At 78.0% G+C, this 1,138-nt stretch carries 1 protein-coding gene and 1 pseudogene; both read left to right on the forward strand.

Annotation, left to right across the window (positions count from 1 at the left end; all coding sequences use genetic code 11):
• A partial coding sequence (locus tag AC0CYZ_RS12435; RefSeq protein WP_472215716.1) for an aldehyde dehydrogenase family protein occupies positions 1-602 on the forward strand: 602 nt, incomplete at its 5' end.
• Positions 603-711: 109 nt separating this feature from the next.
• A pseudogene (locus AC0CYZ_RS12440) lies at positions 712-1,138 on the forward strand (hypothetical protein); the annotation flags it as partial.

The raw sequence follows: 1,138 nt of genomic DNA on the forward strand, positions 1-1,138 counted from the left end.
TCTGTGTCTCCGTCGAGCGCATCTACTGCCACCGCGCCGTCGCCGACGAGTTCCTCGCCGCCCTCGCGCAGGAGGCCGGCCGCTGGGTGTACCGGCCCACGCAGGAGGGCCAGAAGGCCCTGGGGCCGCTGGTCGACGCCCGCCAGCGCGAGCACGTGCACGGCCACGTGGCCGAGGCGCTGGCGGCCGGCGCGACCGCCCACGCGGGCGGCGAGCTGCCCGACGGTGCCGGCGCGTTCTACCCCGCGACGGTGCTCTCCGGGTGCACCCCGGACATGCGCGTCCTGCGCGAGGAGACCTTCGGGCCGGTGGCTGCGGTCCGCGTCGTCGACTCCTTCGACCAGGCCCTCGCCGAGGCCGTCGACGACCCGCACGGCCTCGCCGCCACGGTGCTCACGCCGGACATGGCGCACGCCCAGGAGGCGTGGCGTGCGCTGCCGGTCGGGACGGTGAAGGTCAACGCGGTCTTCGGGGGCGCTCCCGGGGGTGCGGCGGAGCCGCGCGGGCTCTCCGGGATCGGGTACGGCTACGGCCCCGAGCTGCTCGACGAGATGACGACGACGAAGGTCGTCCACCTCGAGGCGGCGCCGCCTCGCCGGTGAGGCCGGGTTGATCACGCTCGGCGACCGCGGCGGGCCGACCACTCACTCGTCGTGGTCGGTCGCCGTCGGGCCGTCACCCCTGAACGGGTGAAGTCGTTACGCCTCCGTGATGCCTCAGCCGCCTCCGCCGGATCCCGCGTGGCCCGACCCGGAGACCTCGCTGATCGACCCGGAGGTGCGCTCCCCGGGCCGCCGGCCGAGCCTGCCGGGCGCGGCGCACTCCCTGCTCGGGTTCGTCGTCACCGCGACGGCCGCGCTCGGCCTCGTGATCGCGACCGGCGTCGCCCCGGTGACGAGCCTGGCGGCGATGGCGGGCGTCGCGACCGTGCCGGCGACGGCGGCGGCCGTTCCGGCGCCGCCGGTCCTGCCCGCCCTCGGACCCGCGCCGTCGACCGGCGAGCCGACCGGCGACGCCACCCCCACGACCGAGCCGTCCGCGACGACCCGCGCGGCCGCGCGGACGGCCGCGCCCCGGGTGCCGCGGGTCGTCCTGCCGCCCGTCGTCCCGCCGGTCGTGCCCCCGCCGGCGCCCGCGC

This window comes from Actinomycetospora sp., assembly GCF_055612215.1.